This is a genomic window from Pseudomonas sp. LBUM1663, assembly GCF_059695905.1.
The window spans coordinates 4,913,962-4,933,578 of record NZ_CP166792.1 but is presented as its reverse complement, the minus strand read 5'-3'; the positions used below and the strand labels follow the sequence as shown (position 1 = coordinate 4,933,578).

The window sequence follows — 19,617 nt, the reverse complement described above, 5'->3', positions numbered from 1 at the left end:
TTTATCGAGATCTGCGGTTATAAAAACGCGTCAATAAAGCAGGATAAGCCCGTTTTTCAATAACACCTTCAAATATTTAGAGACACTTGATTGGCAGGAGTTCTCAAGGGAACGGCACTCCTGGCCGATAACCCGAACGGTCATGGTCTTCTTCTCAAATTGCCTGGAAATCTTCGATGCTGTCGTATCACCAAAAGAGTTTTCTGATCGTCGATGATTTCTCGGATTTCCGCAGTTCCGTCAGGTCCATGCTGCGTGAACTGGGGGTCAAGGACGTCGACACTGCGGACACCGGGGAGCAGGCGCTGCGTATGTGTTCGCAGAAGGCCTACGATTTCATCCTGCAGGATTTCCACCTCGGCGACGGCAAGAAGAACGGCCAGCAAGTCCTCGAAGACTTGATGATCGAGAAGCTGATCAGCCATGAAAGCGTGTTCGTCATGGTCACTGCCGAAACCAGCCAGGCTATGGTGCTCAGTGCGCTGGAACACGAACCTGACGCTTATCTGACCAAGCCATTCAACCGTTCCGGCCTGGCCCAGCGCCTGGAGCGTCTGGAACAGCGCAAGAACCTGCTCAAGCCGATCCTGCAAGCGCTCGATCGTGGCAAACCGCTCGAAGTGCTCAACGCCTGTATCGAGCTGTGCAAGAAGGACATCCGTTATTCGCCGCTGTGCCTGCGTTACCGCGCGGACGCCTTGCGCGACCTGAATCAGAACGAGGCGCTGGAGCGCCTCTACGACAGCATCATTGCCGATCGCCCGTTACCGTGGGCGTTTGCCGGGTTGGGCAAGTTGCTGTTCAAGCGCGGCCAGGTCAGCCAGGCCAAAGGCATCTACGAAAAAGCCCTGAAAGTGTTTCCGATGATGCCGGCGCTGTATGACGGCATGGCCGACGTGTTGGTGGTCGAAGGGGATACCAAGGGCGCGCAGAAAGTATTGGAAGAAGCCATTCGCCTGTCGCCGCTGGCGGTGCGCCGGCAAGCGCTGCTGGGCAAACTGGCGATGGCCAACGAAGATTTCGACACGGCCTCCAAGGCTTATCGTCAGGCCGTGTCCCAAGGCGCGCAGTCACGCTTCAAGGATGCCGAAAGCAACCTGGGCCTGGCCCACGCCTTGATCAGCAAAGGTAGCGAGAAAGGCCTGGATACCCGCACCCGACTGGAGATCAACACGACCCTCAGTCTGGTGGCCAAGGAAAATCCTTCTGATCCTGGCTTGCAGATCCGTGCGCGCCTGATGAAAGCCACCAGCCTGTTGCTCAACGACGCCGAAACCGCCGAGAAGCTCACCGAGCAGGCGATGATGCGCCTCGATGGCATGGAGCAGTTCATGAGCGCCGAAGCGGCGCTGCTGGTGGCCAAGCAGCTGCAAATGCTCGGCCAGGCGAGCGCCGGCGCGTCGATGTTGAAAAACTGTGCGGAAATTTATGGTGACGATCCGGTGGTGATGCAAGGGATCGCCAAACTGACCGATGACCCGACGATTCTCAGTCAGAGCAATGCGGCTTCCGAACTCAACCGTCAAGGCGTGCAGGTGTACAAGACCGGCAACCTGGCGGAAGCCCGGGCGGTGTTTCGCAAGGCCCTGCATATGCAACCGAAGAACATCAGTATCGCGCTGAACATGGCGCAGTCGCTGCTGCACGGCACGGACACCAGCGTGCCGTCGGCCGAGCTCGATGAATGCCGGGCCTGCCTGAAACTGGTCGGCATGATGCCCGACACCGACGCGCGGTATCCGCGCTACCAGAAACTGAAAATCAAGGCGTTCAGCGGATGAGCCAAGACAACTCTGCACTGGATTTTTCGACGGTGATTGCCTCCACCGTGCACGACATGAAGAACTCGTTGGCCATGTTGATGCAGGCCCATAGCCAATGGCTGGCCCGCCTGCCCGATCCCGAGCGGCACAGCCCGGAGCAGGGCGTCATCGAGTACGAATTCGCGCACCTCAACGGCATGCTCGTGCAGTTGCTGGGTCTGTACAAGCTGGGCGTCAATCAACTGCCATTGCAGCCGGCGTACCATGAGCTGGATGATTTCCTCGAAGCGCAACTGGCTTGCCATCAAGAGGTGTTCGCCAGTCGCGGCATCGTCGCGACCTATGAAGTCGACCCGTTGAGCCCCCTGGGTTTCTTCGACCGGGAGCTGGTGGCCTCGGTGCTGGCCAACTGCATCAACAACGCCATTCGTTACGCCCGCCAATCGTTGCTGATCAGCGTCGTCGATGAGGCCGGCGAATTGGTGCTGACCGTCAACGATGATGGCGACGGCTATCCAGCCGAGATGATCGAGCTTCAAGCGGACTATGTGCAGGGCATCAACTACAGCAGTAGCAGCACCGGCCTGGGCCTGTACTTCGCCGGGCGGATTGCCGCGCTGCACCAGCGCAATGGCGTGGGTGGGCGCACCCGGATCAGCAACGGCGGCCCGTTGGGCGGCGGGGTATTCAGCCTCTATTTGCCGTGACGTTTCTTTTTGTGTGGCGCTGCTTGATATTCCGAACAGGCGGAGCCTATTTTGTACGGGTCGCCGTTCGCGGCTCGCACAATTACAAAGGATTGCGTCATGACAACCGATGGCCAGCGTTCACTCGCACAGCGATTGACGGGCATTGATGAGATTGAATGTGTCACGCCGGATTTGAACGGCGTGCCCCGTGGCAAGGTAATGACCGCCGAGGGGTTTCTCGAAGGACGGCGTTTGCAGATGGCGCGGGGTGTGCTGCTGCAATGCATCATGGGCGGATATCCGCCAGCACGTTTTTACGGCAGCGATGATGGCGACCTGGCGCTGGTGCCTGACCCGGCGCACATCCACCGCCTGCCCTGGAGCCAGCAACCCCGGGCACTGGCCATTTGCGACGCCGATGAACTGACCGGCGAAAGCTCGAAGCTGTCGACCCGTGGCCAACTCAAAGCGGTCATCGCCCGTTACGCGGCGCTGGGCCTGGTGCCGGTGGTGGCGACCGAGCTGGAATTCTTCGTGTTCGCGCCCAATCCCGACCCGACGCAACCGTTCCAGCCGCCGCTGGGCCTGGACGGTCGTCGCGAGGAGGGGCATTCGGCGTTCAGTGTCAGTTCAAATAACGGTCTGCGGCCGTTCTTCAGTGAAGTCTATGCCTGCATGGCGGCCCTGGGCTTGCCGCGTGACACCTTCATGCACGAGATGGGCGTCAGCCAGTTCGAGATCAACTTGCTGCACGGTGATCCGTTGCTGCTGGCCGACCAGACATTCCTATTCAAACACCTGCTCAAAGAAGTCGCGCTCAAGCACGGCCTGACCGTGGTGTGCATGGCCAAGCCGCTGGCGCACACGCCGGGCAGTTCGATGCACATTCACCAGAGCATCGTCGAGATCGGCAGCGGACGGAATGTGTTCAGCGACAAGGCCGGTCAGCCGACGGCGACCTTCCGGCATTTCATTGGGGGGCAGCAGGCCGGTATGGCGGATTTCACCGCGCTGTTCGCGCCTAACGTGAATTCCTATCAGCGCTTGTGCCATCCGTTTGCTTCGCCCAACAATGCCTGCTGGTCCCACGACAATCGTGCCGCGGGATTGCGCATTCCTGCCAGTTCGCCGGCCGCTCGTCGGGTCGAGAACCGCTTGCCGGGGGCCGATGCGAATCCGTATCTGGCGATCGCCGCGAGTCTCGCCGCCGGTTTGTATGGCATTGAAAACGAACTGGAGCCAAGCGCGGCGATCCAGGGTGAGTTCGAGGTGCCGGATAATCTTTCATTGCCGTGTACCTTGCATGCCGCTCTTGAGCGTCTGAAACGTAGCCAATTGGCGAAGGAACTGTTCGGCGAGGAGTTCATCGAAGGCTACGTCGCTTCGAAGACCTTGGAGTTGACTAGCTTCTTTGATGAAATTACGCCCTGGGAGCGCCGTGTCCTGGCCGCCCAGGCCTGACGACCTGTCGTCTTCGGGCTATCTTTTCGGATAGCCCGTTCTTACCGCAAGGAGCCGCTCGGAACGCCGATGCGCCAAATCTGGAAACCTTTTCGAGCGCTATATTTTGCCTCGCTGATGATGTTGATCGGCTCAGGCTTGCTGAGTACGTACCTGGGCCTGCGCCTGGCGGCGGATAACGTCGACAGCTTGTGGGTCGGTGCGTTGATGGCGGCCAACTATTTCGGCCTGGTGCTGGGCGGCAAGATCGGTCACCGACTGATCGCCCGGGTCGGGCACATTCGCGCCTATTCAGCGTGCGCCGGGATTGTCGGCGCGGCGGTGCTCGGTCACGGCCTGATCGACTGGCTGCCGGCGTGGATATTCCTGCGGGTGATCGTCGGCCTCGGCATGATGTGCCAGTACATGGTGATCGAAAGCTGGCTCAATGAGCAGGCCGAAGCGTCCCAGCGCGGCACGGTGTTCAGCGGCTACATGATCGCTTCCTACCTGGGGCTGGTGCTCGGTCAGCTGATTCTGGTCATGCACCCGGCCCTGGGCCTGGAACTGCTGATGCTGGTCGCCTTGTGTTTCGCGCTGTGCCTGGTGCCGGTGGCCCTGACCCGGCGGATTCACCCGGCGCCGCTGCATCCGGCGCCGATGGAGCCGCGGTTCTTCATCAAGCGGGTGCCGCAGTCGTTGAGTACGGTGCTGGGAGCAGGGCTGATTATTGGCTCCTTCTACGGTCTGGCGCCGTTGTATGCCTCGCAGCAAGGGTTGTCGACGGAGCAGGTCGGTCTATTCATGGGTAGCTGCATTTTTGCCGGGCTGTTGGTGCAGTGGCCATTGGGCTGGCTGTCCGACCGTTATGACCGGGCGTTGTTGATCCGCTGTTTTGCGGTGGTCCTGGCCCTGACCGCGTTGCCGCTGGCGATCATGCAGCAGGTCCCGCTGGAGGTTCTGTTTGTCGCCGGGTTCTTCTGCTCGCTGGTGATGTTCTGCCTGTATCCGCTGGCGGTGGCCTTCTCCAATGACCACGTCGAAGGTGATCGTCGCGTGTCCCTGACTGCGATGTTGCTGGTGACTTACGGCGTGGGCGCCAGTATCGGGCCGTTGGTGGCCGGGGTCCTGATGAAGCTGTTTGGCAGCCACATGCTGTATGCCTTCTTCAGCTTCTTCGCGTTGGTGCTGGTGTGGCGGATCCGCCCGAAAGCGGTCACCAACCTGCATCAGGTCGAAGATGCACCGCTGCATCACGTGGCCATGCCGGACAGCATGTCGAGTTCGCCACTGGTGGCGTGCCTTGACCCGCGGGTTGATGAGCAGGTGGTGCAGGATCAGATGCAAAACCCGATCAGCCCAGAACCTGCGCCTGAACCAGAGCCGGATCCCGAGATCGATCCACCACCAGAAGACCCGGACACGGGTCGCGAGCAAAGCTTTACCGAGGCCCGGCCTTAAACCGGCGCATAAAAAAACGGGCAGTCACCGCAAGGGACTGCCCGTTTTTTGTTGAAGCGCCGTATTACATGTCGTCTTTGTCGAAGCGGCGCGCTTCACGCTGAAGCTGATAGACGAATCGTTCAACCTGGCGCTGCACCAGTCCGCTCATGTTGTGGAAGCGGATGCCGGCGAAGGTGGTGGAGATTCTTTCTTCGAAGTGCAGGTACCGCAGTTCCACCGGCGCGGTCATGCTGCCGAAGGGCAGGTCGGCAATAAAGCGGTCGTAGACCTGACCCAGTTGCAGCCGGGGGGTGATGTCACCTTCAAAGCGCAGCTTGCAGCCCGTGGCAGAGATGTCGAGCAGCTTGCCTCTGATCGGGAACTTGAGCTTTTCACCGCCCAGTTCGACATCGACCAGTTGCGCCAGCTTCAGCGCAGCCCGGAAGGCATTGCGGCGCTGGTGGTAGACCACTTCATCGGGAAGAGTGCCGCGGTAGCAGCGACCGCCACCGGACTCATCGATGGTCAGCGTGCCGTTGCTTTCCCACGCAATGCGCACGCCCTCGTGGAAGCCTTCAACCCGAAATGATTCGCCTGCCAGCAGATAGCGTTCGCCATCGCGAGGCACCATTTCGTCCAGGGCAATGCGGTTGCCGTCACGGTCGACGTCCACCAGATAGCTCTGGAAGCGCTGGCTGCGTTCGTGGAACGTGATGATCAGCGGGTCATGGCTTTCTTGCAGCTGCCGCAGGTTACCGGCGATCTCCATCGGCGTGGATAGCACCTTGGGTGGCTGCGGAGCATCTTCCGCGTTTAAGGCATTGAACACGGTTCATCATTCTCCAGACAAAATATGACTGCGACTTGCTAGCATACTGCCAGCATGTGAGGCGTCTTGATAGAGCGTGCTCATTAACAGGCTCAAGCCTGACTAAGCGGGCGCGGCTTCGCTAGCATGGAGGTTGATCCGCGGGCATCGTAAAGCGCTGGCGGTTCGCCGCCGGTGAGGATTTTCAGCTGATTGGCCGTGGCGGCCTGCTGGACCAGGATCGACTGGCCATTGTTGACGTTGGCCGCCTGGCATTGAGCCAGCAGATCGGTCAGTTTCTCGCTCTGTTCCAGCAATTGATCGCCGATGCTCGACTGGCTGGCAAGTTGCTCCAGGCCACTGCGATCGGTCGGCAGATTCAGGCTGGCGAGGATTTCACTGCGCTTGCGGCCATGCTGTTCAAGCAGAATGATCATTGCCTGTTTCTGCGCCAGAATATCTTCGAGCAGCGGCATGTCGCGACCGTGCAAGGCGAGGGACTCGGTTTGCAGTAACTCCAGCAAGTATTGCGCTGGAGCAAAGTCGTCGGTGATCAGTTGCAGTAAATTAGTGTCGTGCATGGCTGGCCTTGGGGTTTAAGCGTCCAAAAGCCTGGCGCAGGCCGTGGCCTAGCGCTGGGCTTCGAAGTTGAGCAGTTTGCTGGCTACACGGTTGCTGTCGACTTTATAGCTGCCATCGGCAATCGCTGCTTTCAACTCGGCCACGCGGGCGTTATCGACGGCAGGCTGATCGCGCAGCTTGTCAGTGACCTTCTGCAACTGTTGAGCCTCATTGCTGAGGTGTACCGATTCCCCGCTTTTGGCGGTACTGGCCTGTTCGGCCGGGGTATTCAGCGGCGCGGATTTGCCGGTTTCGGCGGTTTCCTTCGCGGTGCTGGTACGCGTACTACCGGTAAGTGACGAGGAGCTGTTCAAACGGCTGAAATCGATGACCATGATAAAAAACCTCTGGGTATTTGGACGCTTGCCATGTTTTCGGCTCTCCCTGCGAAAACTTTAGGCCCATTTATCAATGAGCTTGCATGCGCCAGCGCTTGTCCTGCCTGCGGCACAGTTTAGGGAACCGCCGGGCGGCGCGCCATCTTTCACCAGCAGATCGTACTACATGGCCACTTCCACCTGGCCCGGCGCGGTGACTTGCGCCTTGATGACCCGTTGGGAGTTGAGGTTTTTCACACGAATCTGTTCACGCAGGCCGCCGTTGGACAGGGCTTCGCCTGGCATACGCACGCTGAGCGTACCACTGCGGGCGGTAATCACCACTTGGTCGCCCTTGCTGATGACTTCCGCCTGTTCGAGATGGACCAGCGTCAGGACCTGATTGGCGACCGTTGGTCGGGTAAGTTTCTGTCCTACGGCTTGTTCCAGGGAGGTGAAATAACCCTGGTTGATCAGGCTGATGTCCCGCTCGCGCAACATGACGTCGCCGGGCTCGATGACCCCGGCGCGTTTGAGCGGTCGGGTGGTGGTGACAACGTCCCGAAACAGGCGGACTTGAGCGGGTACGAAGACTGTCCAGGGGGATGTGCTGTCGCAGCGGACCTTGACCGTGACCCGCCCAATCGGGGTCGCTGGGCTCTCCAGGGTGGCTGTCAATTCCTTGTCGCACATGGGCATGCGCAGTCGCGGATCGAGCTGGTTGACCTCGATTTCGTAGCGTCCTTCCGTTTGACTGGTGGCCAAATAGTCTTCTACGGTGAATTCAAGAAAGCCCTGAGTGACGCCGATAAGCATGTCAGGCAAGGTAACCGCGTCAGCAAGGGCAGGGCTGCCAGCGTTGAACAGGCAAACGGCCGACATCGCGCAAAGCAATTTGCGGGTCATTGATGTCAGGCGTCGGAAAAATGTCGGTTCTGTGTTCATAAGAGTTAAAAAGCAAGCGCCGTGCCGTTTAGCAATGAACGTGCGTCGCAACACACTTAAGCGTTGGTGTAGGAGTCTGTGCATGGCTGGTGTAATGGATGCAGTAAACCAGCGCACGCAATTGGTTGGGCAAAATCGCCTTGAGCTGTTGTTGTTCCGTCTCGACGGCCAGCAGCTGTATGGGATCAACGTGTTCAAGGTTCGGGAAGTGCTGCAATGCCCCAAACTGACCCTGATGCCCAAGTCCAGTCCTGTCGTGTGCGGTGTGGCAAGTATCCGGGGGGCGACCATTCCGATTCTTGATCTGGCAATGGCGACCGGCTCCGGCGCACTTAAAGATCAAAGCAACCCGTTCGTGATCATCACGGAGTACAACACCAAGACCCAGGGTTTCCTGGTGCGCTCGGTGGAGCGCATCGTCAACATGAACTGGGAGGAGATTCATCCGCCACCCAAGGGCACGGGACGCGATCATTACCTGACAGCTGTGACTCGGGTCGACAATCAGTTAGTCGAAATCATCGACGTCGAGAAAGTGCTGGCGGAAGTGGCGCCGACACCGGAAGCGATTTCGGTCGGCGTGGTGGATGTCGAAACCCAGCACAAGGCGCTGTCCTTGCGGGTATTGACGGTCGATGACTCGTCGGTGGCGCGCAAGCAGGTGACTCGTTGCCTGCAAACGGTCGGCGTCGAAGTGGTGGCATTGAACGACGGCCGGCAAGCGCTGGATTACTTGCGCAAGCTGGTTGATGAGGGCAAGAAGCCGGAAGAAGAGTTCCTGATGATGATTTCCGACATCGAGATGCCGGAAATGGACGGGTACACCCTGACGGCCGAGATCCGCAACGACCCGCGCATGCAAAAGCTTCATATCATCCTGCATACTTCGTTGTCGGGTGTATTCAATCAGGCAATGGTCAAGAAGGTCGGCGCGGATGACTTCCTTGCCAAATTCCGTCCTGATGACCTGGCATCCCGGGTAGTCGACCGGATCAAAGCAGCAGATATCAGCTAGGGGCCTTCTGCCCCTGGTGGTTAACACGATTTAAGAGGCGGCATCTTTGTCTACGGGTAATTTGGATTTCGAACAGTTCCGGGTATTCCTGGAAAAAGCCTGTGGCATTTTGCTCGGTGAAAACAAGCAGTACCTGGTCTCGAGCCGTCTCAACAAACTGATGGAGCAGCAAGGCATCAAGTCCCTGGGTGAGCTGGTTCAGCGCATCCAGACCCAGCCGCGCAGCGGTTTGCGCGAGATGGTGGTGGATGCCATGACCACCAACGAAACCCTGTGGTTTCGTGACACCTATCCGTTTGAAGTCTTGAAGAACAAGGTGTTGCCCGAAGCGATCAAGGCGGCCCCCGGCCAGCGCCTGCGGATCTGGTCGGCGGCGTGCTCGTCGGGTCAGGAACCGTATTCGCTGTCGATGTCCATCGATGAGTTCGAGCGCGTCAACATGGGCCAGTTGAAGATGGGCGCGCAAATCGTCGCGACCGACTTGTCCGGCACCATGCTGACCAACTGCAAGACCGGCGAGTACGACAGCCTGGCCATCGGCCGTGGCCTGTCGCCCGAGCGCCTTCAGCGTTACTTCGACCCCAAAGGGCCGGGACGCTGGGCCATCAAGGCACCGATCAAGAGCCGCGTGGAATTTCGCTCGTTCAACCTGCTGGACAGCTACGCAGCCTTGGGCAAGTTCGACATCGTGTTCTGCCGCAACGTGCTGATCTACTTCTCCGCCGAGGTGAAGAAAGACATCCTGTTGCGCATTCACAGCACGCTCAAGCCGGGCGGTTATCTGTTCCTCGGCGCCTCCGAAGCGCTGAACGGTTTGCCGGATCATTACCAGATGGTCCAGTGCAGCCCGGGGATCATTTACCAGGCGAAGTGATTCGTTGGCAGCATTAAAAAAACGGGAGTCCTCAGGGACTCCCGTTTTTTTTGCCGGATGATTTCCCGAACCCACCACTAGAACCCTGTGGGAGTGAGCCCTGTGGCGAGGGGGCTTGCCCCCGTTGTGTCGCGAAGCGGCCCCGGCATTTCAAAGTTAAATCGCATTTACGACTGCTTCGCAGCCGAACGGGGGCAAGCCCCCTCGCCACAGGGCTCACTCCTACAGGAGGCCGGTGCTGTTCTTTGTAGGGTGATAAGCGGCAGAAAAGCGGCAGGCGGCGGAAATCGGTTGCCGCTTTTCTGGCATTGCCGCCTTGCCACTGCCGGCAAAGCCCCGGTTTCCGGGCTTTTTTGAATTGGCACGCCGCTTGCTATGTCTCTGATACGAAAAATCAGGTCACCCGAAGGTTTCCCGACATGAGCATCAGCTTCGATAAAGCGCTCGGTATCCACGAACAAGCCCTGGGCTTCCGCGCGCAGCGTGCCGAGGTCCTGGCCAACAACATCGCCAACGCCGACACCCCGAACTACAAGGCTCGGGATCTGGAGTTCTCCAAAGTGCTCGCCGCACAGAACGAGAAAACCAAGGGTGGCACGTTTGCCTTGAACATGACCAACAACCGCCATATCGAGGCCGAAGGCCTGGGCAATGGCGACGAGTCGCTGATGTATCGCACGCCCATGCAGCCGTCGATCGACCAGAACACCGTGGACGCCCAACTGGAACAGTCGAACTACGCGGAAAACGCCGTCGGCTTCCAGGCCAGCTTCACCCTGCTCAACAGCAAATTCAAAGGGCTGATGTCAGCCCTGCGCGGAGAGTAATTCATGTCTCTATCCAGTGTTTTCAACATTGCCGGTAGCGGCATGAGTGCGCAGACCACGCGCTTGAACACCGTGGCCTCGAACATCGCCAACGCCGAAACCGTCTCGTCGAGCATCGACCAGACCTATCGCGCCCGTCACCCGGTGTTCGCCACCATGTTCCAGGGCGGCCAGAGCGGCGGCAGCGATTCGCTGTTCCAGAACCAGGACGCCGCCGGTCAAGGCGTGCAAGTGCTGGGCGTGGTCGAAGACCAGAGCAACCTTGATGCGCGTTACGAGCCGAATCATCCGGCCGCCGATGCCAAGGGCTACGTCTACTACCCGAACGTCAACGTCGTCGAAGAAATGGCCGACATGATTTCCGCCAGTCGCTCGTTCCAGACCAACGCCGAAATGATGAACACCGCCAAAACCATGATGCAGAAGGTCCTGACCCTCGGTCAGTGATAAGGGGCGACTCAGATGAGTGTTACCGATACCACCAGCGGCGTGAACATCAAGGATGTCTTGGCCAATTCTTCGGTCAAGACCAACACCAGCGCCGACGGCCTGACCTCGGCGACCAACAGCGCCACCGGCAAGAAGGCGTTGGGCAAGGATGCGTTCCTGCAATTGCTGGTCACCCAGCTGAAAAACCAGAACCCGCTCGAGCCCCAGGACAACGGTGACTTCGTCGCTCAGCTGGCTCAGTTCAGTAGCCTGGAAGGCATCACCACGCTGAACGATACGGTCAGCGGCATTGCCGGCAACTACAACTCGTCGCAAGCGCTGCAAGCGTCTTCGCTGGTGGGCCGCTCGGTGGTCGCGCAGACCGACACAGCGGTCGTCGATACCTCCAAGAGCTTCAACGGCACGGCCGTGGTTCCGGCATCGGTGGATCCGGTGACGATCAAGATCACCGACGCTGATGGCAAATTGATTCGCACCATCGACCTGGGCAGCCAGAAGGCCGGCAACGCCAGCTTCATCTGGGACGGCAAGAACGATGCAGGCGAAGTGGCCAAGGCTGGCAAGTACAAATTTGCCGCCACCGCGACTTACGACAGCAAGGCGACCTCGCTGGTGACTTACCTGCCGGCAACCGTCAACAGTGTGACCATCAGCCAGACCGGCGGTGAGTTGATGCTGAACCTGGCAGGCCTGGGCAGTGTTGCCCTGTCCAAAGTACAAACCATTGGTATATAGAGCCGACTAACACGGCACAAAGGAGTGGAATATGTCTTTCAATATCGGCCTTAGCGGTCTCTATGCAGCCAACAAACAACTGGACGTGACCGGCAACAACATCGCCAACGTCGCGACCACCGGTTTCAAATCGTCCCGTGCAGAATTCGAAGACGTGTACTCGGCCACGCGCCTGGGTACCGGCAGCAAGACCATCGGCAACGGCGTGCGTCTGGCCAACGTTTCCCAGCAGTTCGGCCAGGGCGACGTGAACAACACCGGTAACGTGTTGGACATGGGTATCCAGGGCAACGGTTTCTTCATCCTCAGCGACAACGGCTCCCTGAGCTACACCCGTGCCGGCGCGTTCAAGACTGACGCCGAAAACTACGTGGTCGACAACAACGGTAACCGCCTGCAGGGTTATGGTGTTGATGCCAACGGCAAGATCATCAACGGTGTGCTGACCGACCTGAAAATCGACACCTCAAGCCTGGCGCCACATGCCACGACCCGTATCGATCAGACGCTGAACCTGAACTCGTCGGACCCACTGCCGACAGTGACGCCGTTCAACGTCAAAGACACCAATAGCTACAACAAAACCATTTCCACCCCTGTGTACGACACCCAAGGTAACGAGCACAGGATGGATCAGTACTACGTAAAAAATGCGGCATCCAACTCCTGGACCGTTTACACCTACATGGACGGTCGTAGCCCAACGGACCCGACTGCAGTTCCTCAGGTGCCAATCACTGCCGACATCACCTTCAACCCTGATGGCAGCATCAAGACGCTGACGGCCGGTGCAGGCTGGACTAAAGTCGGCAACACCCTGACCATGACAGGCTGGAAGCCGGGCGTGTTGGTTAACCCAAATTCCAACCCGCCAACCTGGGCCCTGAACGGCTCGGACGCAGCCGCCGGCGGTATTGCGTTCGACATGACCAAAACCACCTCCTACGCTTCGCCAACCGCCCGTACTGCGCAGTACCAGGACGGTTATGCCACCGGCCAGATTGCCAGCCTGACCATCGACGAAAGCGGTGTCATGACCGCCAACTTCAGCAACCAGCAAACCAAGGCTATCGGCCAGGTAGCGGTCGCCAGCTTCGCCAACGAGCAAGGCTTGCAGCCAATCGGCGGTACCCGCTGGAAAGAAACCTTCGCTTCGGGTGTGGCGGGTGTCGATGCACCGAAAACCGGAACGCTGGGTGCGGTGGTGTCCAACTCCCTGGAAGAGTCCAACGTCAACCTGACCAACGAACTGGTTGATTTGATCAAGGCGCAGAGCAACTACCAGGCGAACGCCAAGACCATCTCCACCCAGAGCACCATCATGCAGACCATCATTCAGATGACCTGATGCTGGTTCGCGCTGAATAAAGAACCCCTCGAAAGAGGGGTTTTTTTATGGCCGGGATTTGTCCCTGGCGTAGATATCTTGGTTATCAGTGCTGGTCTCATCGCGAGCAGGCTCACTCCTACAAAGGATCTTCAGTGCGGCATCTATCCAATGTAAGAGCGAGCCTGCTCGCGATGGCGTCAGCCCGGCTACCACTTTCCTACAGGCAAAAGAAAACCCCCGACCAATCCAGAGGACTGATCGGGGGTTATCCAGGTAAGCGCCTTTCAGCGCTCACTGGCTCAGCTTATTGGCAAGCTTCGCAATCCGGCTCGTCGATGGCGCAAGCCTTCGGCACTGGAGCAGGGCCGGCAGGTGCTGCCAGGACCGAATCTTCACCGTGGTTGCCGCCGCTGGAAACAGCGTTCAGCTTGCCGGTGTTGATGGTCGACTTCTCGGTGCTGGTCGCGGCCAGGGCACGGAGGTAGTAAGTGGTTTTCAGACCACGGTACCAGGCCATGCGGTAGGTCACGTCCAGCTTCTTGCCCGAAGCGCCGGCGATGTAAAGGTTCAGCGACTGAGCCTGGTCGATCCACTTCTGACGACGGCTTGCCGCGTCAACGATCCACTTGGTGTCCACTTCGAACGCGGTCGCGTAGAGCTCTTTGAGTTCTTGCGGGATGCGCTCGATCTGTTGCACCGAACCGTCGTAGTACTTCAGGTCGTTGATCATGACCGAGTCCCACAGACCGCGAGCCTTCAGGTCGCGAACCAGGTACGGGTTGATCACGGTGAATTCGCCCGACAGGTTCGATTTCACGTAGAGGTTCTGGTAGGTCGGTTCGATCGACTGCGAGACGCCAGTGATGTTGGCGATGGTCGCGGTCGGTGCGATGGCCATGATGTTGGAGTTACGAATGCCTTTCTGTACACGGGCGCGAACCGGTGCCCAGTCCAGGGATTCGTTCAGGTCAACGTCGATGTACTTCTGGCCACGTTGCTCGATCAGGATCTGTTGCGAATCCAGCGGCAGGATGCCTTTGGACCACAGCGAACCCTGGAACGTCTCGTAGGCGCCGCGCTCATCGGCCAGGTCGCAGGAAGCCTGGATCGCGTAGTAGCTGACCGCTTCCATCGACTTGTCGGCGAACTCGACGGCCGCGTCGGAACCGTAAGGAATGTGCTGCAGGTACAAAGCGTCCTGGAAGCCCATGATGCCCAGGCCGACCGGACGGTGCTTGAAGTTGGAGTTCTTCGCTTGTGGCACCGAGTAGTAGTTGATGTCGATTACGTTATCGAGCATGCGAACGGCGGTGTTCACGGTGCGTTCCAGCTTGGCGGTGTCCAGCTTGCCGTTGACGATGTGGTTCGGCAGGTTGATCGAGCCCAGGTTGCAAACGGCGATCTCGTCCTTGTTGGTGTTCAAGGTGATCTCGGTGCACAGGTTCGAGCTATGGACCACGCCCACGTGCTGCTGCGGGCTGCGCAGGTTGCACGGGTCTTTGAAGGTCAGCCATGGGTGGCCGGTTTCAAACAGCATGGACAGCATTTTGCGCCACAGGTCTTTGGCCTGGATGGTCTTGAACAGCTTGATCTTGCCTGGGTACTGGGACAGCGCTTCGTAGTACTCGTAACGCTCTTCGAAGGCCTTGCCGGTCAGGTCATGCAGGTCTGGAACTTCGGACGGCGAGAACAGGGTCCACGGGCCGTCATCGAAGACGCGCTTCATGAACAGGTCAGGGATCCAGTTGGCGGTGTTCATGTCGTGGGTACGACGGCGATCATCACCGGTGTTCTTACGGAGTTCGATGAACTCTTCGATGTCCATGTGCCAGGTTTCCAGGTAGGCACAGACAGCGCCTTTGCGCTTGCCACCCTGGTTGACGGCTACGGCGGTGTCGTTCACCACTTTCAGGAACGGTACGACGCCCTGGGATTTGCCGTTGGTGCCCTTGATGTACGAGCCCAATGCACGAACAGGGGTCCAGTCGTTGCCCAGGCCGCCGGCGAATTTCGACAACATGGCGTTGTCGTGGATCGCGTGGTAGATGCCCGACAGGTCATCCGGCACGGTGGTCAGGTAGCAGCTGGACAGCTGTGGACGCAGGGTACCGGCGTTGAACAGGGTCGGAGTCGACGACATGTAGTCGAAGGACGACAACAGGTTGTAGAACTCGATCGCACGGTCTTCCTTGTTCTTCTCTTCGATCGCCAGGCCCATGGCCACGCGCATGAAGAAGATCTGCGGCAGTTCGAAGCGGATACCGTCCTTGTGGATGAAGTACCGGTCGTACAGGGTTTGCAGGCCCAGGTAGGTGAACTGCTGATCGCGCTCGTGGTTGATCGCCTTGCCGAGTTTTTCCAGGTCAAAGGTGGCCAGGACCGGGTTCAGCAATTCGAATTCGATACCCTTGGCGATGTACGAAGGCAGGGCCTTGGCGTACAGGTCGACCATCTCGTGGTGGGTCGCGCTTTCGGCGACTTCAAGGAAGCTCAGGCCTTCGGCACGCAGGGTGTCCATCAGCAGGCGGGCGGTCACGAACGAGTAGTTCGGCTCACGCTCGACCAGGGTACGGGCGGTCATCACCAGTGCGGTGTTGACGTCGGTCAGGGCCACGCCGTCGTACAGGTTTTTCAGGGTTTCGCGCTGGATCAGGTCGCCGTCGACTTCTGCAAGGCCTTCGCACGCTTCGGTAACGATGGTGTTCAGGCGGCCCATGTCCAGAGGAGCAAAGGTGCCATCGGCGCGGGTGATGCGGATCGACGGATGAGCGTTGACGGCTTCTTCGGCCGGGGCGTGGGCAGCGCGTTCTTTCGAACGACCGTCACGGTAGATCACGTAGTCGCGGGCCACTTTCTGCTCGCCGGCACGCATCAGGGCCAGTTCGACCTGGTCCTGGATTTCTTCGATGTGGATGGTGCCGCCCGAAGGCATGCGACGCTTGAAGGTCGCGGTGACTTGTTCGGTCAGACGGGCAACGGTGTCATGGATTCGCGACGAAGCGGCAGCGGTGCCGCCCTCAACTGCGAGAAACGCTTTGGTGATCGCGACGGTGATCTTGTCATCGGTATAAGGAACGACAGTGCCGTTACGCTTGATCACGCGCAGTTGGCCAGGCGCGGTGGCGGACAGATCCGAAGTCGAATCAGCGGCCTGCGGCAAGGTGCCCTGCGGGTTCTCGCGAGTTGTGTCGGTTTGCATGGGGGAGTGTCTCCACATTCTCTATGTTTGTTTGAGCACCTTCATGGTGCCCACCGTTCTGTCCTGAAGCACTACAACCGACGGGGCGTCGGGCATAACAACTTCGGGACAGTAGGAAAAGGCTAATGATGCCGCTTCCTTGCCGAAGTCTTTGGTCGCGAGCCAGGGCTCGAAACCGGATTCCATTCAGGGTGACAGTAATGACTGCAACACCCGTACCGTTCCGGCTGTTCTGGCCTCAAAAAACGGTGCCATCCGCAGGTGCGGTTTGGGCTTTCAAAAACACGCTTGGTTCAACCGGAATCAGCAATAAAGCGCTTGAGTTTCTGGTCTGAAATGTGGTTGGGCTATTTAAGCAAAAACCCTACATGTAGGGTTTTTTTTGCGCCGGGCTACAAGATAATGCGTTTTGGAGGGTGTTGCAACGTACTACCTGTGGATAAACCTGTGCGTAAATTGTGTGTGAAACAGGGAACAGGCGTGTAGGCCGCGACCTAGCTGGAGCGGACCGTTTTTCACTGGTTTTCAGCGACTGAAAACAGTCATTCGGATTTTTAAGGGCGCGAACCCTATCACAAAAATCCGGGTTGTCCGAACGCATTTGCCGGCTTGTGTTCTCGGCGTTCGGCGTTTATACAATCGGCCAGTGTGTACGCATTCTTATCCTCCCCAATCATTACAAAAAGACGGGCGGATCCTTCCTTATAAGTGTTGTTGGCAAGCAGAGGTCACCGTGGAGCAAGAAGCCTGGCAGGTATTGATTGTGGAGGACGACCAGCGTCTGGCCGAACTGACCCGCGATTACCTGGAAGCCAATGGCCTGCGCGTATCGATCGAGGGCAATGGTGCCCTGGCCGCGGCCCGCATCATCAATGAAAAGCCGGACCTGGTGATCCTCGACCTGATGCTGCCGGGCGAAGATGGCCTGAGCATCTGCCGCAAGGTCCGCGACAAGTATGACGGTCCGATCCTGATGCTCACCGCCCGCACCGACGATACCGATCAAATTCTTGGTCTGGACCTGGGCGCCGACGATTACGTGTGCAAACCGGTGCGCCCGCGTCTGCTGCTGGCGCGCATCCAGGCGCTGTTGCGCCGCAGTGAAGCCCCTGAAGTGGCCCCGGAAAAACAACGGCGTCTGCAATTCGGCCCGCTGGTGGTGGACAACGCCTTGCGCGAGGCCTGGCTAAATGACAGCGGCATCGAACTGACCAGCGCCGAATTCGATCTGCTGTGGCTGCTGGTGGCCAACGCCGGGCGCATCCTGTCCCGGGAAGAGATTTTCACCGCCCTGCGCGGCATCGGCTATGACGGCCAGGATCGCTCCATCGACGTGCGCATCTCGCGCATCCGCCCGAAAATAGGCGACGACCCGGAGCATCCGCGACTCATTAAAACCATCCGCAGCAAAGGGTATCTGTTCGTCCCGGAAGCCTGCACCCCGTGAACTCGATCTTCCTGCGTATCTACGGCGGCATGTGCGCGGCGTTGATTCTGGTCGCGGTGCTCGGCGTACTGGCCTTGCACCTGCTCAATCAGGTGCGCAGCGAGCAATACCGCGAACGCCTGGCCCACGGCACCTTTTCGTTGATGGCCGACAATCTGAGCCCGATGAACGAAACCGAACGCCACCGCGCCTTGCTGGTGTGGGAGCGTTTGCTCGGGATTCCGTTGGCGCTGAAGACCTTTGCCCAGACCGACCTCGACCTGACGCAACGCACCCGCGTGCTGCGCGGCCAGGCCCTGGTGGAACAGACCGGCCCGCATGCGGCGAAGGTGTATCGACTGGTCAGCGACAAGGAACAGTTGGTTCTGACGGGTGAAGTCCAGCAGATCAGCGAGCAACTGGCGCGAGCGACTATTTACCTGCTGGCCGACGAACTGGTGCGCGTGCCGGTGGCGGAACAGCCCAAGCGCCTGGCGCAATTGAAACAAGAAAAGGGCTTCGGTTTCGACTTGCGCCTGGTCACCGTCGACCAGGCAGACATGGACGAAGACCAGAGCCGCCGGATCTCCGAAGGCGACACGGTGATGGCATTGGGCAAGGGCGGTGACTCGATCCGGGTGTTTGCCGGCATGGTCGGCACGCCGTGGGTCCTGGAAATCGGCCCGCTGTACCAGATGAATCCTTATCCGCCGGAATGGCTGGTGCTGATTGCGGCCCTTGGTTTGAGCCTGATCGGTTTGATCGTCTATTTATTGGTGCGCCAACTTGAGCGCCGCTTGCGTGGCCTCGAAGCTGCTGCCACGCGCATTGCCAAGGGCAGCCTGGAAACCCGCGTGCCGGCGCGCGGCGCGGACTCGGTGGGGCGACTGGCCTCGGCGTTCAACGGCATGGCCGAGCACTTGCAACAGTTGCTGGCGATCCAGCGTGAACTGGTGCGCGCGGTGTCTCACGAATTGCGCACCCCGGTGGCGCGCCTGCGTTTTGGCCTGGAGATGATCGGCTCGGCCACCACGCCACAGGCTCTGGAGAAATACCGCGAAGGCATGGATCACGACATCGAGGACCTCGACAAGCTGGTGGACGAAATGCTGACCTACGCGCGTTTGGAGCAGGGCTCGCCAGCGCTGAATTTCCAGCGGATCGATCTGGATGCGTTGATCAATCAAGTGATCGAGGAATTGGCGCCGTTACGCGCCGACGTCACCGTGCTGCGCGGGTTGTGTTTGTCCGCCGCCGATTGCGACGATGCCTGGGTCGAGGCCGAGCCGCGCTATTTACACCGGGCGATCCAGAACCTGGTGAGCAACGCCATGCGCCATGCTTCGTCGCGGGTGACCGTCAGCTATCAGGTGGGGCAGCAGCGTTGCCGGGTAGACATCGAAGACGACGGGCCGGGTGTGCCAGAGTCGGCGTGGGAGAAAATCTTCACGCCGTTCCTGCGCCTTGATGACAGCCGCACCCGGGCCTCGGGTGGGCATGGCTTGGGACTTTCCATCGTGCGACGGATCATCCATTGGCATGACGGGCGGGCGTTGATCAGCAAGAGCAAGAGTCTGGGCGGGGCGTGTTTCAGTCTGAGTTGGCCGAGGAATCAGGAGAAGCGCTGAGAGGTGTGGTGAATGTTCCATCGCCTTCGCGGGCAAGTCGGATCGCCGCACCGCTCGCTCCTACAGCGTTCGCGTAGGCCCCCGTAGGAGCGAGGCTTGCCCGCGTA

At 59.2% G+C, this 19,617-nt stretch carries 17 protein-coding genes; 12 read left to right on the top strand and 5 right to left on the bottom strand.

The window, feature by feature from the left end; translation table 11 throughout:
• Window positions 1–176: 176 nt before the first annotated feature.
• The 4 genes from ACA075_RS22630 (at window position 177) to ACA075_RS22615 (ending at window position 5,353) form a co-directional block, all read left to right on the top strand.
• The gene (locus tag ACA075_RS22630) at window positions 177–1,781 is read left to right on the top strand and encodes a response regulator (protein WP_403106475.1); all 1,605 of its coding nucleotides are present in this window, start codon (window positions 177–179) and stop codon (window positions 1,779–1,781) included.
• Window positions 1,778–2,470, top strand: a complete 693-nt coding sequence (locus tag ACA075_RS22625) for a sensor histidine kinase (RefSeq protein WP_094471122.1) — start codon at window positions 1,778–1,780, stop codon at window positions 2,468–2,470. Before ACA075_RS22630 ends, ACA075_RS22625 begins: the two co-directional genes overlap by 4 nt.
• A gap of 201 nt (window positions 2,471–2,671) precedes the next feature.
• Window positions 2,672–3,913 (top strand): glutamine synthetase family protein, encoded by a 1,242-nt coding sequence (locus tag ACA075_RS22620; RefSeq protein ID WP_497299314.1) that lies wholly within the window; start codon window positions 2,672–2,674, stop codon window positions 3,911–3,913.
• A gap of 69 nt (window positions 3,914–3,982) precedes the next feature.
• The gene (locus tag ACA075_RS22615; protein ID WP_497295469.1) at window positions 3,983–5,353 is read left to right on the top strand and encodes an MFS transporter; all 1,371 of its coding nucleotides are present in this window, start codon (window positions 3,983–3,985) and stop codon (window positions 5,351–5,353) included.
• A gap of 64 nt (window positions 5,354–5,417) precedes the next feature.
• On the opposite strand, the gene ACA075_RS22610 is transcribed toward ACA075_RS22615, so the two are convergent.
• The 4 genes from ACA075_RS22610 to flgA form a co-directional block, all read right to left on the bottom strand.
• Entirely contained in the window at window positions 5,418–6,164 is a 747-nt protein-coding gene (locus ACA075_RS22610; RefSeq protein ID WP_497295468.1) for a flagellar brake protein, read from the bottom strand.
• Window positions 6,165–6,256: 92 nt separating this feature from the next.
• The gene (locus ACA075_RS22605) at window positions 6,257–6,724 is read right to left on the bottom strand and encodes a flagella synthesis protein FlgN (protein ID WP_094471126.1); all 468 of its coding nucleotides are present in this window, start codon (window positions 6,722–6,724) and stop codon (window positions 6,257–6,259) included.
• 48 nt (window positions 6,725–6,772) lie between these two features.
• Entirely contained in the window at window positions 6,773–7,099 is a 327-nt protein-coding gene (flgM, locus tag ACA075_RS22600; RefSeq protein WP_109633993.1) for a flagellar biosynthesis anti-sigma factor FlgM, read from the bottom strand.
• Between the two features lie 165 nt (window positions 7,100–7,264).
• Window positions 7,265–8,026 (bottom strand): flagellar basal body P-ring formation chaperone FlgA, encoded by a 762-nt coding sequence (gene flgA, locus ACA075_RS22595; RefSeq protein ID WP_497295467.1) that lies wholly within the window; start codon window positions 8,024–8,026, stop codon window positions 7,265–7,267.
• Between the two features lie 82 nt (window positions 8,027–8,108).
• On the opposite strand from flgA, the gene ACA075_RS22590 reads away from it, so the two are divergent.
• The 6 genes from ACA075_RS22590 (at window position 8,109) to flgE (ending at window position 13,275) form a co-directional block, all read left to right on the top strand.
• Window positions 8,109–9,041: a chemotaxis protein CheV gene (locus ACA075_RS22590; RefSeq protein ID WP_219097179.1), complete on the top strand. Its 933-nt coding sequence runs from the start codon at window positions 8,109–8,111 to the stop codon at window positions 9,039–9,041.
• 46 nt (window positions 9,042–9,087) lie between these two features.
• The gene (gene cheR / locus ACA075_RS22585) at window positions 9,088–9,915 is read left to right on the top strand and encodes a protein-glutamate O-methyltransferase CheR (protein ID WP_010457158.1); all 828 of its coding nucleotides are present in this window, start codon (window positions 9,088–9,090) and stop codon (window positions 9,913–9,915) included.
• A 419-nt stretch (window positions 9,916–10,334) separates the two neighbouring features.
• The gene (gene flgB, locus ACA075_RS22580; RefSeq protein WP_010457156.1) at window positions 10,335–10,742 is read left to right on the top strand and encodes a flagellar basal body rod protein FlgB; all 408 of its coding nucleotides are present in this window, start codon (window positions 10,335–10,337) and stop codon (window positions 10,740–10,742) included.
• A 3-nt stretch (window positions 10,743–10,745) separates the two neighbouring features.
• The gene (gene flgC / locus ACA075_RS22575) at window positions 10,746–11,189 is read left to right on the top strand and encodes a flagellar basal body rod protein FlgC (protein ID WP_010457154.1); all 444 of its coding nucleotides are present in this window, start codon (window positions 10,746–10,748) and stop codon (window positions 11,187–11,189) included.
• Window positions 11,190–11,204: 15 nt separating this feature from the next.
• Window positions 11,205–11,927 (top strand): flagellar hook assembly protein FlgD, encoded by a 723-nt coding sequence (gene flgD / locus ACA075_RS22570; RefSeq protein WP_497295466.1) that lies wholly within the window; start codon window positions 11,205–11,207, stop codon window positions 11,925–11,927.
• 31 nt (window positions 11,928–11,958) lie between these two features.
• Complete coding sequence (gene flgE, locus ACA075_RS22565; RefSeq protein ID WP_219097178.1) at window positions 11,959–13,275, top strand: flagellar hook protein FlgE; 1,317 nt, start codon at window positions 11,959–11,961, stop codon at window positions 13,273–13,275.
• 286 nt (window positions 13,276–13,561) lie between these two features.
• On the opposite strand, the gene ACA075_RS22560 is transcribed toward flgE, so the two are convergent.
• Window positions 13,562–16,456, bottom strand: coding sequence for a ribonucleoside-diphosphate reductase subunit alpha (locus ACA075_RS22560; RefSeq protein ID WP_497295465.1), 2,895 nt, complete (start codon window positions 16,454–16,456; stop codon window positions 13,562–13,564).
• Between the two features lie 733 nt (window positions 16,457–17,189).
• Here ACA075_RS22560 and ACA075_RS22555 point away from each other — a divergent pair.
• Both ACA075_RS22555 and ACA075_RS22550 read left to right on the top strand, forming a co-directional pair.
• Window positions 17,190–17,903: a response regulator gene (locus ACA075_RS22555; protein ID WP_497295464.1), complete on the top strand. Its 714-nt coding sequence runs from the start codon at window positions 17,190–17,192 to the stop codon at window positions 17,901–17,903.
• Window positions 17,900–19,510 carry an ATP-binding protein gene (locus ACA075_RS22550; protein WP_497295463.1) on the top strand — a complete coding sequence of 537 codons (1,611 nt, stop codon included), beginning with the start codon at window positions 17,900–17,902 and terminating at the stop codon, window positions 19,508–19,510. The genes ACA075_RS22555 and ACA075_RS22550 overlap by 4 nt, the downstream gene beginning before the upstream one ends.
• The last annotated feature ends 107 nt before the right edge of the window (window positions 19,511–19,617 follow it).

Bases quoted from the DNA above. Each gene is read 5' to 3' on its own strand.
- flgD (WP_497295466.1), top strand. From the start codon at position 11,205: ATGAGTGTTACCGATACCACCAGCGGCGTGAACATCAAGGATGTCTTG.
- ACA075_RS22605 (WP_094471126.1), bottom strand. From the start codon at position 6,724: ATGCACGACACTAATTTACTGCAACTGATCACCGACGACTTTGCTCCA.
- flgB (WP_010457156.1), top strand. From the start codon at position 10,335: ATGAGCATCAGCTTCGATAAAGCGCTCGGTATCCACGAACAAGCCCTG.
- ACA075_RS22590 (WP_219097179.1), top strand. From the start codon at position 8,109: ATGGCTGGTGTAATGGATGCAGTAAACCAGCGCACGCAATTGGTTGGG.
- ACA075_RS22615 (WP_497295469.1), top strand. From the start codon at position 3,983: ATGCGCCAAATCTGGAAACCTTTTCGAGCGCTATATTTTGCCTCGCTG.
- ACA075_RS22620 (WP_497299314.1), top strand. From the start codon at position 2,672: ATGACCGCCGAGGGGTTTCTCGAAGGACGGCGTTTGCAGATGGCGCGG.
- flgE (WP_219097178.1), top strand. From the start codon at position 11,959: ATGTCTTTCAATATCGGCCTTAGCGGTCTCTATGCAGCCAACAAACAA.
- flgM (WP_109633993.1), bottom strand. From the start codon at position 7,099: ATGGTCATCGATTTCAGCCGTTTGAACAGCTCCTCGTCACTTACCGGT.
- ACA075_RS22630 (WP_403106475.1), top strand. From the start codon at position 177: ATGCTGTCGTATCACCAAAAGAGTTTTCTGATCGTCGATGATTTCTCG.
- flgA (WP_497295467.1), bottom strand. From the start codon at position 8,026: ATGAACACAGAACCGACATTTTTCCGACGCCTGACATCAATGACCCGC.
- flgC (WP_010457154.1), top strand. From the start codon at position 10,746: ATGTCTCTATCCAGTGTTTTCAACATTGCCGGTAGCGGCATGAGTGCG.
- ACA075_RS22560 (WP_497295465.1), bottom strand. From the start codon at position 16,456: ATGCAAACCGACACAACTCGCGAGAACCCGCAGGGCACCTTGCCGCAG.
- ACA075_RS22625 (WP_094471122.1), top strand. From the start codon at position 1,778: ATGAGCCAAGACAACTCTGCACTGGATTTTTCGACGGTGATTGCCTCC.